Source organism: Burkholderia orbicola (assembly GCF_900100915.1).
GTDB classification, from domain to species: domain Bacteria; phylum Pseudomonadota; class Gammaproteobacteria; order Burkholderiales; family Burkholderiaceae; genus Burkholderia; species Burkholderia orbicola.
The window spans coordinates 309025-324160 of the sequence record NZ_FNKW01000002.1 but is presented as its reverse complement, the minus strand read 5'-3'; the positions used below and the strand labels follow the sequence as shown (position 1 = coordinate 324160).

Annotated in this window: 8 protein-coding genes; 5 read left to right on the top strand and 3 right to left on the bottom strand. The window is 65.9% G+C overall.

Annotated elements, in window-relative coordinates; all coding sequences use genetic code 11:
- Positions 1–257: 257 nt before the first annotated feature.
- From BLS50_RS18365 to otsA, 4 genes are all read left to right on the top strand, one after another.
- Entirely contained in the window at positions 258–2342 is a 2085-nt protein-coding gene (locus BLS50_RS18365) for a TonB-dependent receptor (RefSeq protein ID WP_226247678.1), read from the top strand.
- Positions 2343–2349: 7 nt separating this feature from the next.
- Positions 2350–2691 carry a hypothetical protein gene (locus BLS50_RS35415; protein ID WP_124620252.1) on the top strand — a complete coding sequence of 114 codons (342 nt, stop codon included), beginning with the start codon at positions 2350–2352 and terminating at the stop codon, positions 2689–2691.
- Between the two features lie 124 nt (positions 2692–2815).
- Positions 2816–4435 carry a methyl-accepting chemotaxis protein gene (locus tag BLS50_RS18360; RefSeq protein WP_080486886.1) on the top strand — a complete coding sequence of 540 codons (1620 nt, stop codon included), beginning with the start codon at positions 2816–2818 and terminating at the stop codon, positions 4433–4435.
- Between the two features lie 462 nt (positions 4436–4897).
- Positions 4898–6304, top strand: coding sequence for an alpha,alpha-trehalose-phosphate synthase (UDP-forming) (otsA, locus tag BLS50_RS18355; RefSeq protein WP_006478986.1), 1407 nt, complete (start codon positions 4898–4900; stop codon positions 6302–6304).
- Positions 6305–6479: 175 nt separating this feature from the next.
- Here otsA and ftsH read toward each other — a convergent pair whose 3' ends face one another.
- Positions 6480–8456 carry an ATP-dependent zinc metalloprotease FtsH gene (ftsH, locus tag BLS50_RS18350; protein WP_074806501.1) on the bottom strand — a complete coding sequence of 659 codons (1977 nt, stop codon included), beginning with the start codon at positions 8454–8456 and terminating at the stop codon, positions 6480–6482.
- A gap of 484 nt (positions 8457–8940) precedes the next feature.
- Between ftsH and BLS50_RS18340 the strand changes: the two genes are divergently transcribed.
- Positions 8941–10605 (top strand): acid phosphatase, encoded by a 1665-nt coding sequence (locus tag BLS50_RS18340; protein ID WP_074803232.1) that lies wholly within the window; start codon positions 8941–8943, stop codon positions 10603–10605.
- 227 nt (positions 10606–10832) lie between these two features.
- Here the strand turns inward: BLS50_RS18340 and BLS50_RS18335 are convergent, their stop codons facing one another.
- Together BLS50_RS18335 and BLS50_RS18325 are read right to left on the bottom strand one after the other, a co-directional pair.
- Positions 10833–12698 (bottom strand): phosphoenolpyruvate carboxykinase (GTP), encoded by a 1866-nt coding sequence (locus tag BLS50_RS18335; protein WP_074803228.1) that lies wholly within the window; start codon positions 12696–12698, stop codon positions 10833–10835.
- Positions 12699–13308: 610 nt separating this feature from the next.
- Entirely contained in the window at positions 13309–14892 is a 1584-nt protein-coding gene (locus tag BLS50_RS18325; RefSeq protein ID WP_011547654.1) for an isocitrate lyase, read from the bottom strand.
- Between the last annotated feature and the right edge of the window lie 244 nt (positions 14893–15136).

The window sequence follows — 15136 nt, the reverse complement described above, 5'->3', positions numbered from 1 at the left end:
CCCCGCCGCTCGCGCCACCCTTTCACCGTTGCGACAGAAACCCGACGAGATCCTGTCGTCCGGCTTGGATTTTGACATGATATAACATATCATTTCGCGTGCTCGTCCACCGGATGCCGTTCCAACCAGGTGGCCGCGCCTTGCCGAGCCATGTTCCAACGGGTCACTGCGCGTCAGAAACGCAACAATATATCGTATCTAATAGTGACCCGCATCGCTCGTTATCCGATCATCCGATTCCAACCGATTCACCGACCATGCGCGACCTCCCTCGCTTACCGCTTCGCCCGCTCTCGTCCCTGTCGCTGATGTTGTGCGCCGCCGTCGCCCACGCGCAGACCGATGCGCCCGCCGCGTCCGGCACGCCTGCCGCCGCACCCGCGCCGCTCGCGCCGATCTTCGTGACCGCGAACCCGCTCGGCGACACCGAACTGATCGCGCCGACCGTCCAGCTTTCCGGCGATGCGCTGACGCGCCGCCAGGCCGATTCGCTCGGCGAAACGCTCAACGGGCTGCCCGGCGTGTCGACCACCACCTACGGGCCGATGGTCGGCCGCCCGATCATCCGCGGGATGGACGGCGACCGGATCCGGCTGCTGCAGAACGGCGTCGCGGCGTATGACGCGTCGTCGCTGTCGTACGATCACGCGGTGCCGCAGGACCCGCTGTCGATCGAGCGCGTCGAGATCGTGCGCGGCCCGGCTGCACTGCTGTACGGCGGCAACGCGGTGGGCGGCGTGGTCAACACGATCGACAACCGGATTCCGCGCGAAGCGATCGAAGGCGTGACGGGCGCGCTCGACGCCCGCTACGGCGGCGCGAATTCCGTGCGCGCCGGCGCCGCGCAGGTCGAGGGCGGCAACGGCCGCTTCGCGTTCCACGTCGACGCCTTCGATCGCGAAACCAGCAAGCTGCGGATTCCCGGCTATGCGCGCAGCAGCCAGCAGCGCGCGATCGACGGCCCCGACACGCCGCAACCGGAAGGCAACGTGCCGAACAGCGACGGGCGCGTGCACGGCGGTGCGGTCGGCGCGTCGTACACGTGGGCGGACGGTTTCGCGGGCCTGTCGTACAGCGGCTACGAATCGAACTACGGCTCCGTCGCGGAAAGCGACGTACGGCTGCGGATGCGCCAGGAACGCCTCGCGTTCGCGTCCGAGGTGCGCAACCTGAGCGGGCCGTTCACGAAGCTGAAATTCGATTTCGCGTACACCGACTACCGCCACAAGGAAGTGGACAACGGCGAGACGGCGACCACCTTCCGCAATCGCGGTTACGAGGCGCGCATCGAGGCACGCCATCGCAAGATCGGGCCGTTCGAAGGCGCGATCGGCGTGCAGTTCGGCCAGAACACGTTCTCGGCGCTCGGCGACGAAATGCTCGTGCCGTCCACCCGCACCAACAGCGTCGCGCTGTTCGGCCTCGAGGAATGGCAGGTCGTCCCGGCGCTGAAGCTGAGCCTCGGCGGCCGCTTCGAGCACGTGAAGGTCGATCCCGATCCGGCGGGCGTCGAGAAATTCGCGGGCGCGCAGCCGCGCGACTTCAATGCGGGCAGCCTGTCGGCCGGCGCGCTGTTCTCGCTGACGCCGGTATGGTCGATCGCAGCGAACGTCGCCTACACCGAACGCGCGCCGACCTTCTACGAGCTGTATTCGAACGGCCCGCACGATGCGACCGGCCAGTTCCTGATCGGCAACCCGAACGCGTCGAAGGAAAAGGCCGTATCGACCGACCTGTCGCTGCGCTATGCGAGCGGGCCGAACCGCGGCAGCGTCGGCGTGTTCTACAACCGCTTCTCGAACTATCTGACCGAGTACAACACCGGCCGCGTGGTGGACGACGACGGCGAGCCCGTCGCGCCCGGCACCGACGGCTCGCTCAACGAGGCGATCTACCGCGGCGTGCGCGCCGAGTTCTACGGCGTCGAGCTGGACGGCAAGTGGCGTGCGTTCTCGCGGCGCGGCCACACGGTCGATCTCGAACTGACGGCCGACTACACGCACGCGCGCAACGTCGACACGGGCCAGCCGCTGCCGCGCATCGCGCCGCTGCGCGCGACGCTCGCGGCCGACTACGGTTACGGCCCGTTCGGTGCGCGCGCACAGGTCACGCACGCGTGGTCGCAGCATCGCGTGCCCGACGACGACTTCTCGACGGACGGCTATACGTCGCTCGGCGTGATGCTGACGTACAAATTCCGCGTCGGCCCGACGCACTGGCTCGCCTACCTGCGCGGCGACAACCTGACGAACCAGGAGATCCGCTACTCGACGTCGGTCGTGCGCGGCTTCGCCCCGCAAGGCGGGCGCAGCGTGATGGCCGGATTGCGCACCACGTTCTGACCCTCGCGTGGCTCGCGGCGCCCGCCGCGGGCCGCTTTCCGGCGCGAACCCGACGCGCGCCCCCTTTCCGTTTGTCCATCAGACAGTCGCGTCATTCACGCCGATCGTCGTGAATACGCATATCGGCTTCCATTCCCCATTCCTCCGCAATGAAATTCCGGTATTCACCGGTAATTTAGAACAAAATCGTCAGACAATTACTATAAAAATGACGTTTATTGTTTTACCAGTAAATCCTGTTTCAAATACATCGCATAAACAATTCAGTAAATATCGCCCCTCTCCCCTTTTGATCGAGATCAAGAACGCCCGTGCGACAAGGCTTTGTTCGATCGAAAACCGAATGTAAGGGTTTTGACGGGTAAAGAATCATCCCGAATACCCGTTAAAGCCGGCACGATCCCGTATCTGGTCGAACGATAAATTCCATTTGCCAACCACACGCACAGGGGCACAACGTGAAAATCGCCAGAATGAGCATCAAAACGAAACTCCTCGGCGGCTTCGGCCTGCTCGCCGCGGTCGTCGTGATCGTGTCGGGCGTGGCCCTCAAGGCACTGTCCGATACGAACGCCGAGTTTTCCCGCTACATGAACGGCATCAACGCGCGGGCGAACCTGTCCGCGCAAATCCGCACCGCGGTCGACCGGCGCGCGATCGCCGCGCGCAACCTCGTGCTCGTCACCCGGCCGGCCGACGTCGAGGCCGAACTGGCCGAGGTGAACCACGCGCACAAGGACGTGCAGGATCATCTCGCGAAGCTCAAGGAACTCATGGCGAACGCGACCGACACCTCCGATCGCGCACGCGAACTGGTGGCCGACATCGTGCGCATCGAGGCCGGCTACGGGCCCGTTGCGCTGCGCATCGTCGGACTCGCGCAGGCCGGCAAGAAGGACGACGCAATCGCCGACATCGAGGACAACTGCCGCCCGTTGCTCGCGCAACTGGTGCGTGCGACCGACGCCTACGCGACCTTCACGCATGAACGCGAACTCGAAATCGCGCAGGCCTTCGCGGATCGCTACACGGCGGAGCGCAACCTGCTGGCCGGCATCTGCCTGATCGCCGTCGCGATCGCGGCCTGCGGCGGCCTGTGGCTCACACGCAAGATCACGGTGCCGATCGGCGCGGCCGTGGACGTCGCGCGCACGGTGGCGAACGGCGATCTCGGCAGCCGTATCGAGGTGCGCGGCAACGACGAAACGCGCGACCTGCTCGACGCGCTGCGCACGATGAACGAACGGCTGATCGGCATCGTCGGCCGCGTGCGCGACTCGTCGAACAGCATCGCGCACGCGGTGAGCGAGATCGCCTCGGGCAACCTCGACCTGAGCCAGCGCACCGAGGAACAGGCCGCGTCGCTGCAGGAAACCGCGGCGACGATGGAGGAATTCACATCGACGGTGCGCCTGAACGCGGAAAACGCGCAACAGGCCAGCACGCTCGCCGCGAATGCATCGGACGTCGCGCACCGCGGCAGCTCGGTGGTCGGCCGCGTGGTCGACACGATGACGGAGATCGGCCACAGCTCGTCGAAGATCGCCGACATCACGGGCATCATCGAAGGCATCGCGTTCCAGACCAACATCCTCGCGCTCAACGCGGCGGTCGAAGCCGCCCGCGCGGGCGAACAGGGCCGCGGCTTCGCGGTCGTCGCGAGCGAGGTCCGCAATCTCGCGCAGCGCTCGTCGACCGCGGCCAAGGAAATCAAGGAACTGATCACCGCGTCGGTGCAGACGATCCGCGACGGCTCGGCGCTCGCGGGCGAAGCCGGCAAGACGATGTCCGACGTGACGCAAGCCGTGGCGCGCGTGACGGACATCATGGGCGAGATCGCGGCCGCGTCGGCCGAGCAGAGCCGCGGCATCGATCAGGTGAATCTGACGATCACGCAGATGGACGAGACGACGCAGCAGAACGCCGCGCTCGTCGAGCAGGCGGCAGCCGCATCGAAGTCGCTCGAGGCGCAGGGCCGCGAGTTGTCCGAAACGGTCGCCGCGTTCCGGATGCCGTCCGGCTCACATGGGGCGTCGCCGGGCGCGCTTGTGCAGGAAACGGACATGCGTCACTGGCAGCCGGCTGCCGCGTAACGGCATGCGCGAACCAGACGACGATGCGCACGCCGTTACGCTCGTCCGTCTGGGTCACGCTGGCACGCACCGCATAACCGCCGCATCCCGCATCGAAAATCGTTGCAGTCGATTGCGCATGCCGCCATGCGCGTCCTTCGCGCAACTCTCCGCATGGCCTTGCACACTGCTTCCGCAGCGACGCGCAAATTTCGGTCCCGCTCGAGCCTCGCGCGTTGCAGCACCCTCGTCATGGATAGCGCCCGACATGCGCGCCCGCATCGTGCATCGATACAGACTTTTAAAACGCACGAATGACGAGTATCCTAAAAAAGTACTTTTCGACCGGACGGCGAATCGCGTTCCCTGACTCCCGTCCGATCGCCATGCGGCCCCATCGTCTCGCGCACCGCGCACCGATGGCGGCGTCTGTCTCTCGCGCCTGGCCGCACACCCCTTCCCCAACAATCGTCAGGAGAGCTGGTGAGCCGACTCGTCGTCGTATCCAATCGCATCGCAGATCCCCGTAAAGCCGCGGCCGGCGGTCTCGCCGTCGCCGTGAAGGACAGCCTGCAGGAAACCGGCGGCGTCTGGTTCGGCTGGAGCGGCCGGCTACGCGGCGGCGACGATCAGGCCACGCATGGCGACGACGTGCAGATCCAGAACGTCGGCGGCATCCAGCTCGCGACGGTCGACCTCGATCCGCAGGATTACGACGCTTACTATCTCGGCTACTCGAACAACGTGCTGTGGCCGGTGTTTCACTACCGGCTCGATCTCGCGCAGTTCGACCGGCGCTTCGCCGACGGCTACCGACGCGTGAACCAGCTGTTCGCGCGCAAGCTGCGCACGCTGCTGCGCCCCGACGACGTCATCTGGGTGCACGACTATCAGCTGATTCCGCTCGCGGCCGAGCTGCGCGCGATGGGCTGCACGAATCCGATCGGCTTCTTCCTGCACATCCCGATGCCGCCGCCGCCGATCATGGCCGCGATCCCGGAACACGAATGGCTGATGCGCTCGCTGTTCGCGTACGACCTCGTCGGCTTCCAGACCGAATCGGATCTGCTCCACTTCGAGCATTACGTCGAGGCCGAAGCCGGCGCGGCGCGGCTGCCCGACGGCCGGCTGCGCGCGTTCGGCCGCACGCTGTCGGCCGGTGCGTTCCCGATCGGCATCAACGTCGACGAATTCGAAGCACTCGCGCGCGATCGCGACGGCCTCGACATGTTCGAGCGCATGCGCGACGAATATTCGCGCCGTCAGCTGCTGGTCGGGGTCGACCGGCTCGATTACACGAAAGGGCTGCCGCAGCGCGTGCATGCGTTCCGCGAGTTGCTCGAACACTATCCGGAGAACCGCGACCGCGCGACGCTGATCCAGATCGCCGCGCCGAGCCGCGAGGATCTCGGCGCCTACGACGACCTGCGGCGCGAGATGGACAGTCTGTGCGGCGCGATCAACGGCGACTACGGCGAGCTCGAATGGATGCCGATGCGCTACATTCACCGCACCGTCGCGCGCAAGCGCCTGCCGGGCCTCTACCGTGCAAGCCGGGTCGCCCTCGTCACGCCGCTGCGCGACGGGATGAACCTCGTCGCGAAAGAGTTCCTCGCCGCGCAGGACGCGGCCGACCCGGGCGTGCTCGTGCTGTCGCGTTTCGCGGGTGCGGCCGAGCAACTGAAGTCGGCGCTGCTCGTCAATCCGTACGACACGCAAGGCACCGCGCAGGCGATCCAGCGCGCGCTCACGATGCCGCTCGAAGAGCGCCGCCAGCGTCACGCGGCGCTGATGGCGATCATGCGCAAGACCGACGTGCACTGGTGGCGCACGCGATTTCTCGAAGCGCTCACCGAAGCGGCCGAAGTCGCGGCCGCGACCGAATCCTGACGCGCTGGCGCGCGTTCACGCGTCCGTCGTCTCGGCGGGCATTCGAGCACGACCCACGACGTTCGACCGATACGTGTGCGTCGCTCATGGCGACGCCGTGGCGGGAGAGAAGGAAAAGAAAACGCGCAGTGTCGGCAGATCGACACGCGACGCTCGCCGGTCCGCGCAGCGCGCGTCAATGATCGGGTTCGTGCGGCCGTCGGTACGCGATGAAATCGCGCTCGACTGCAGACGCCTGCTCCGTTTCGATCGCGCCGCCGCGCGCGCTCGTTTCGTCGCCGGGTAATGACGCCGTCGCCGACGGCAGTTCGCTACGCCCCTCGATCAGCGCCTGCAACACGTCTCGTTCGAGCACCTCGCATTGCAGCAGCCGTCGCGCGATACGTTCGAGCGCGTCGCGTCGTTCTCCGAGCGTCGCCGCGACGCGCGCATGTGCATCGGCCAGCAGCGTGCGCACCTCGTCGTCGATCATGCGCGCGGTGTGCTCGCTGCAGCGGCCGTCGCCCGCATGCCACGCGCCGGGCATGCCCTGGCGTGCGTCGCCGTCGTCGAACGTCGCAAGCCCGATCTTCTCGCTCATTCCGTATTGCATGACCATGTGGCGCGCCATCGCGGTCGCGCGTTCGAGGTCGTTCTGCGCGCCGGTCGACACATCGCCGAACACGAGTTCTTCCGCCACGCGCCCGCCGAGCAGCGCGTCGATCCGGTCGAGCAACTCGCTGCGACGCAGGACGTAGCGATCCTCGGTCGGCACCTGCTGCGTGTAGCCGAGCGCCGCGACGCCGCGCGGAATGATCGACACCTTCTTCACCGGGTCGCAATGCGCGCGGCTTTCCGCGACGAGCGCATGGCCGGCTTCGTGATACGCGATCGTCAGCTTCTCCTGCTCGTTCATCACGCGGCTCTTGCGCTCGAGGCCCGTCAACGCGCGGTCGATCGCCTCGTCGAAGTCGGCCATGCCGACCGCCGGCTTGCCGAGTTCGGCCGCGTGCAGCGCGGCCTCGTTGACGACGTTCGCGAGATCCGCGCCGACGAAGCCCGGCGTGCGCGATGCAAGCTCGCCGAGATCGACGTCGGCCGCGAGCTTCACGCGCTTCACGTGCACATCGAGGATCTGGCGGCGGCCGTTCACGTCGGGCCGGTCGATCGCGATATGACGATCGAAGCGGCCCGGCCGCAGCAGTGCGGGATCGAGAATCTCGGGCCGGTTCGTCGCGGCCATGATGATCACGCCGGAGCCGGCCTGGAAGCCGTCCATCTCGACCAGCAACTGGTTGAGCGTCTGTTCGCGTTCGTCGTTGCCCGACATCGGACCGACGCCGCGCACCTTGCCGAGCGCATCGAGCTCGTCGACGAACACGATGCACGGCGCCTTCTGCTGCGCCTGCTCGAACAGGTCGCGCACGCGCGCGGCGCCCACGCCGACGAACATCTCGACGAACGCCGAGCCGCTGATCGAGAAGAACGGCACGGCCGCCTCGCCGGCCACCGCACGCGCGAGCAGCGTCTTGCCCGTGCCCGGCGCGCCGACGACGAGCACGCCTTTCGGAATCTTGCCGCCGAGCCGCTGGTAGCGATCGGGATTGCGCAGGAACGCGACGAGCTGCTGCAGTTCGGCCTTCGCTTCGTCGATGCCCGCGATGTCGTCGAACGTGATGCCGGTTTCCTGCTGCACGTACACGCGTGCGCGGCTCTTGCCCATCCCGGTGAAGTCCTGCAGCCCGCCGCGCTTGCGCAGCATCATGTTCCACACGAACACGAGCAGCACGAGCGGTAGCAGCCACGACGCGAGCGACGCGATCCAGCCGGTATCCGGCGTGCCGTGATAGCGGATGCCGGCGGCGGTCAGCGTGTCGATCAGGTGTTCGTCGGTCACGCGGCTGGTCGTGAAGCGCCACGGCGTGCCGGCTTGCCGCACGCCCGCGGCGTCGGACGCCGGCAGCATCGCGCCGGCCTGAGGCATCTTCAGCGTGCCCGAGATCGACGCCGGGCCGACCTCGAGATCGTCGACGAGCCGCGCGGCGACGAGCCGGTGAAAATCGCTGTACGCAATCGGCGTCGACGTCGGGTGCAGCATCAGCAACTGCGCGGCGAACAGCACGAAAAAGCCCGCCGCGATCAGCAATCCCGGGTAGTCGAATTTCCTGTCCATGGCATCGGGCCGGCCGTATCTGCCGCGCGGCGGAGGCTCACGCCGGCACGCGCGCGCAACCCGCGCAACCGGTACGCGGCTGCGGCCGCGGCGACCAGCCGAAAACGGCATGCATCCACGCCATCGTCGCCTCGCTGTCTCGCGTCGTTCGTCGCATCGATACCGCCTCGGCAACATCGTCGGCCGACGTCGCCGGGGCGATCCTCGCCCGGGCGGCACGCCGTGACGCGCCGCTCCTGATTTCAGTCTAGTTCGCGTGCGGGCGTCGCGCACCGCTCGCCGTGCACGCGTCGAATCGTCCGACGAACGGCTTTCATCCGCCCCCTTGCCGCGTTATAGTCGCGTTCATGACATTTTCGTGACAGTCGTATCGCGCCGCCGCGCGCGATAGCGGCCGTTGCATTCCGCCCTGCCGCGGCTGCCCGCGCGGCGCCGGCGCACATCGAACGACAACGCCCACCCGCCCATTCGAGGAGCCCCCGACGTGAACGACACCCCCGATCGCCCCGACGACCTTCCCGCCGATCCCGACCGCCGCCGTGTGCTCGGCGGCCTCGCCGCGCTCGGTGCCGGTGTCGCGCTCGCCGGCTGCGAAACCACCGCGGGCAACGCGCCGCGCTCGGCCGCCGACTTGCGCGTCGACGAAGCGTTGCGCCAGCGCGTGCGCCACATCGTCGTGATCTATGCGGAAAACCGCAGCTTCGCGAACCTGTACGGCGATTTCCCGGGGGTGCTTCATCCGCTGAGCGAAGTGCGCCCCGAACATGCGCAGCAGCTCGATCGCGACGGCAAGACGCCGCTGCCGGTGCTGCCGAAGATCTGGGGCGGGCTCGTGCCGCAGGCGCAGGAAGTGGACGGCAAGCGCTACGCGATCGCCGAGCGCGACATCGACAAGCTGCCGAATGCGCCGTTCCGGATTACCGACGCGCAGGGCCAGCCGCTGCCGAACGGCGTGATCACGCGCGACCTGTGGCACCGTTTCTACCAGAACCAGATGCAGATCGCGGGCGGCCGCAACAACCAGTTCGCCGCATGGGCCGATTCGGGCGGCCTCGTGATGGGCCATTACCGCAATTCGGCCGACACGCTGCGGCTGTGGAATCTCGCGCGGCAATACACGCTGTGCGACAACTTCTTCATGGCGGCCTTCGGCGGTTCGTGGATGAACCACATGTTCCTGATCTCCGCGCAGCCGCCGCTGTATCCGGACGCGCACAAGCATCCGCATGCGGCGAAGCTGCTGTCGAAGGTCGAAGGTGACGACCCGACCGGCACGCGCCTGAAGCTCTCCGACGATTCGCCCGCGTCCGCGCTGGACGGCCCGCCGAAGTTCGCGGTCGACGGTCCGCTGACGCCGGACGGCTACGGCGTCAACACGATGGCGCCGCCGTACCAGCCGAGCTACGTGCCGCCGCCCGATCCGGGCAACGCCGCGTATGCGGACCCGGCCGACCATCGCGTGATGCCGCCGCAGGGCTACGCGACGATCGGCGACCGCCTGTCGGAAAAGAACATCGACTGGGCGTGGTACAGCGGTGCGTGGCAGTACGCGCTCGAGCATCGCGACACCGGCACCGTGCCCGATTTCCAGTACCACCACCAGCCGTTCAACTACTTCGTGAACTACGCGCCGGGCACCGAAGCCCGCCGCAAGCACCTGCGCGACGCGGGGCTCGGCGACGAGCCGTCGACCAACCATTTCATCGCCGACATCGACGCGGGCCGCCTGCCAGCCGTCACGTTCTACAAGCCGCAAGGCAACCTGAACATGCACGCGGGTTATGCGGACATCGAATCGGGCGACCGTCACATCGCGACCGTGATCGACCATATCCGGCGCGGGCCGCAATGGGAGAACACCGTGATCGTGATGACCCACGACGAGAACGGCGGCTGGTGGGATCACGTCGCGCCGCCGGTCGGCGACCGCTGGGGCCCCGGCTCGCGGATTCCGGCACTCGTGATCTCGCCGTTCGCGAAAAAGGGCTTCGTTGATCACACGCTGTACGACACGAACTCGATCCTGCGCTTCATCAGCCGCGTGCACGGCCTCGCGCCGCTCGACGGCGTGGTGCTGCGCAACAACGCGTTCGCCGCGCGTGGCGAGACGCCGCCGGGCGATTTGACAAACGCGCTCGAGCTCGGCTGACCGCCGTCGATCCCCGGAAACGACGACGTCCCGGGCCATGCGATCGATGGCTCGGGGCGTCGTTCGTTTCAGGGCCGACGAGGCTACACGGCGCTACGCAATGCGTCGCGCAGCATTGCGGTGCTCAGTGAGTGAATAGCGGCGCGCGCGACGCCCAAATGAAAACGTCCCGCCGCCAGCAAGCAATACCGGCGACGGGACGTCAAAGACGATGACGCTGCGTACCGTCAGCCGCCGATACGCTGCTCGATCTTCTTCATCGTGCCGGTCATTTCAGCCGGCAAGCGCAGCTTCAGCGTATCGAACAACGCCGCGTGCAGCTTCAGCTCCTCGCGCCACTCGTCCGCGTTCATCGACGTCACCGCATCGAACTGATCGCGAGTGAAATCGAGGCCGTCCCAGTGCAGGTCTTCATACGCAGGCGACACGCCGAACGCATGCTCGCCGCCACCGCCCCTGCCTTCCAGCCGATCGAGCATCCACTTCAGCACGCGCATGTTCTCACCGAAGCCCGGCCACACGAACTTGCCGTTCGCATCCTTGCGGAACCAGTTCACGCAGTAGATCTTCGGCAGCGTCGCGCCGGCGGCTTCAAGTTGCTTGCCGATGTCGAGCCAGTGCGCGAAATAATCGCTGACGTTGTAGCCGCAGAACGGCAGCATCGCGAACGGATCGCGGCGCACGACGCCCTGCTGGCCGACGGCTGCCGCGGTCGTCTCGGAGCCCATCGTCGCGGCCATGTACACGCCTTCGACCCAGTCGCGCGCCTCGGTCACGAGCGGCACCGTCGTCGAGCGGCGGCCACCGAAGATGAACGCGTCGATCGGCACGCCTGCCGAGTTCTCCCAGTCGTCGTCGATCGACGGACACTGCGCGGCCGGCGCGGTGAAGCGCGAGTTCGGATGCGCGGCCTTGCGGCCGGTTTCCTTGCCGATCTCGGGCGTCCACGGGTTGCCCTGCCAGTCGGTCAGCTTCGCGGGCGGCGTGTCGGTCAGCCCTTCCCACCACACGTCGCCGTCTTCCGTCAGCGCGACGTTCGTGAAGATCACGTTTTCCTTCAGCGTGGCGATCGCGTTCGGGTTGGTCTTCACGCCCGTGCCCGGCGCGACGCCGAAGAAACCGGCTTCCGGGTTGATCGCATACAGGCGGCCGTCGCGGCCGGGCTTCAGCCACGCGATGTCGTCGCCGATCGTCGTGACCTTCCAGCCGTCGAAGCCCTGCGGCGGAATCAGCATCGCGAAGTTGGTCTTGCCGCACGCGGACGGGAACGCGGCCGCGACGTGATACTTCTTGCCGGCCGGCGACGTCACGCCGAGGATCAGCATGTGTTCGGCGAGCCAGCCCTGATCGCGGCCCATCGTCGACGCGATGCGCAGTGCGAAGCACTTCTTGCCGAGCAGCGCGTTGCCGCCATAGCCCGAGCCGAAGCTCCAGATCTCGCGCGTTTCCGGAAAGTGCACGATGTACTTGACCGGATTGCACGGCCACGGCACGTCCTGCTGGCCGGCTTCGAGCGGATGGCCGACGCTGTGCACGCACGGCACGAAGTCGCCATCCTCGCCGAGCACGTCGTACACGTCGCGCCCCATGCGCGTCATGATCCGCATGTTCACCGCGACGTACGGGCTGTCGGACAACTCGACGCCGACGTGCGCGATCGGCGAGCCGAGCGGGCCCATCGAGAACGGCACGACGTACAGCGTGCGGCCGCGCATCGAGCCGCGGAACAGCCCGTTCAACGTCTCGCGCATTTCGGCCGGTTCGATCCAGTTGTTGGTCGGGCCGACGTCGTCGCGCGAGGCCGCGCAGATGAACGTGCGATCCTCGACGCGCGCGACGTCCGACGGATCGGATTGCGCGAGATACGAGTTCGGACGCTTCGCCGGATTCAGGCGCGTGAGCGTGCCCTGATCGACCATCGCCTGGCACAGCGCATCGTATTCTTCCTGCGAACCGTCACACCACACGACGCGCTCGGGCTCCGTCAGTGCCGCGATGCGCGACACCCAGTCGATCAGCTTGCGATGTTTGACGAAAGCCGGCGGAGCGATCAGCGGGCCGTGCGTTGCTTCGGCCAAAGTGTTTTGCGACATGGGAATGTCTCCAGATTTATTGGGCGGGGATGGGGATGCGGGGCGAGCCCGCGAGATGGGGAATGCGTGCGGAGCGCAGGAAGATGCGGCGCGAGGACGGGACGCGCGAGCGGAGCGCGCGTCGATGCCGCGATGCGTGCGAGAGAAGGTGAAGTCTCGTTAGAGGGTGCGAACGCGAGTTTCGCCATGCAAGCAACCTGCCATACAACTCCATGCCGGCCAGCATACCATCGCCGTTATTGGGCGGGCGTTGCGTTGCAACAAGAAACAACTGTGACTGCGCGCCGGCATGCGCGTTGCAGACAGGTGCTTTTTACGGCGACGTTGTGCCCGCTTTGGGGACGAAACGAGCGCGACGACCGCCCCGCAAGGGTTTCACTCGAGCGGCAATTTCAACCTGCCACTCGTCCGTATGCACAACGCTAACGCGAGTCGCACGAATTCGCGTTTTCGCTACTCAGGCAAACCCTGAATTAGGTTGTGTACACAAACATCCTGTCCGAATGCCAATACGTCGTGAAAGTCGTGCGCGGATAACGTGCCAGGTTCGAGCAGACAAAAAAAACGCCAGCCCCGCGGGGCTGGCGTCGTGCTTCGGGTCCGACGACGATCAGAACTGATTCATCGTGTTGTCCTTGCCCGCTGCCTTCAGCGCCGCTTCGCCGCTGAAGTATTCCTTGTGGTCGTCGCCGATGTCCGAACCCGACATGTTCTGGTGCTTCACGCACGCGATGCCCTGGCGGATTTCCTTGCGCTGCACGCCCGCCACGTAGCCGAGCATGCCCTGGTCGCCGAAGTATTCCTTGGCCAGGTTGTCGGTCGACAGCGCAGCCGTGTGGTACGTCGGCAGCGTGATCAGGTGGTGGAAGATGCCTGCTTCACGCGATGCATCGGCCTGGAACGTACGGATCTTCTCGTCGGCGAGCTTGGCCAGTTCGGTTTCGTCGTATTCGACGCTCATCAGCTGTGCACGGTCGTAAGCCGACACGTCCTTGCCTTCGGCCTTCATCGCGTCGTACGCCTGCTGGCGGAAGTTCAGCGTCCAGTTGAACGACGGGCTGTTGTTGTACACCAGCTTCGCGTTCGGGATCACCTTGCGGATCTCGCTGACCATGCCGCCGATCTGTGCGATATGCGGTTTTTCGGTTTCGATCCACAGCAGGTCGGCGCCGTTCTGCAGCGACGTGATGCAGTCGAGCACGCAACGCGCTTCGCCCGTGCCGGCGCGGAACTGGAACAGGTTGCTCGGCAGGCGCTTCGGACGCAGCAGCTTGCCGTCGCGTTTGATGACGACGTCACCGTTGCCCAGTTGGTCGGCCGACAGTTCTTCGCAATCGAGGAACGCGTTGTATTGATCGCCCAGGTCGCCCGGCTGGTTCGTCACGGCGATCTGCTTGGTCAGGCCGGCGCCGAGCGAATCGGTACGGGCGACGATGATGCCGTCGTCCACGCCCAGCTCCAGGAATGCATAGCGGATCGCGCGGATCTTCGCGAGGAAGTCCTCGTGCGGCACCGTGACCTTGCCGTCCTGGTGGCCGCACTGCTTCTCGTCCGACACCTGGTTTTCGATCTGGATGCAGCACGCGCCCGCTTCAATGAACTGCTTGGCCAGCAGGTAGGTCGCTTCCGCGTTGCCGAAGCCGGCGTCGATGTCGGCGATGATCGGCACGACGTGCGTGACGTGGTTGTCGATCTTTTGCTGGATCGCGGCCTTGGCGGTCGCGTCCTTCGCGGCATCCAGCTCGCGGAACAGGCCGCCCAGCTCACGGGCGTCGGCCTGGCGCAGGAACGTGTACAGCTCGCGGATCAGCGCGCTGACCGAGGTCTTTTCGTGCATCGACTGATCCGGCAGCGGGCCGAATTCCGAACGCAGCGCGGCGACCATCCAGCCCGACAGGTACAGGTAGCGGCGTTCGGTGCTGTTGAAGTGCTTCTTGATGGAAATCATCTTCTGCTGGCCGATGAAGCCGTGCCAGCAACCCAGTGACTGCGTGTACTTGGACGGATCGGCATCGTACGCGGCCATGTCGGCGCGCATGATCTTCGCGGTGTACTTCGCGATGTCCAGGCCGGTCTTGAACTTGTTCTGGGCACGCATGCGGGCCGCATACTCGGGGCTGATGGCGTTCCACGCGCTGCCGTGGTTTTCCTTCAAGCCTGCCACTGCCTTGATGTCGTCTTGATATTGGGACATGTCTATCTCCTGGGAACGAAGCGCATTTGAGTAAAGGTTTCAGCGTGCCCGCCGCGTGTGACGAAGCGAACTGCATGGACTCAATAGTAATCCCGCCCAGCGAAATTTCGATCAAGTCTTATATAAGACATAAGATATAAATTTTCGTTATTTTTCAATGAGATAGTCACACGTTTTTGCGATGCAAAACACGGTTTCAAGCGGCGGTAAAACGTGGCGGCAGGAATTTCGCGTGACTTCCGCA

Coding starts and splice junctions, on each gene's coding strand:
- BLS50_RS18335 (WP_074803228.1), bottom strand. CDS start 12,698: ATGTCGCAAAACACTTTGGCCGAAGCAACGCACGGCCCGCTGATCGCT.
- BLS50_RS18365 (WP_226247678.1), top strand. CDS start 258: ATGCGCGACCTCCCTCGCTTACCGCTTCGCCCGCTCTCGTCCCTGTCG.
- ftsH (WP_074806501.1), bottom strand. CDS start 8,456: ATGGACAGGAAATTCGACTACCCGGGATTGCTGATCGCGGCGGGCTTT.
- BLS50_RS18360 (WP_080486886.1), top strand. CDS start 2,816: ATGAGCATCAAAACGAAACTCCTCGGCGGCTTCGGCCTGCTCGCCGCG.
- BLS50_RS18325 (WP_011547654.1), bottom strand. CDS start 14,892: ATGTCCCAATATCAAGACGACATCAAGGCAGTGGCAGGCTTGAAGGAA.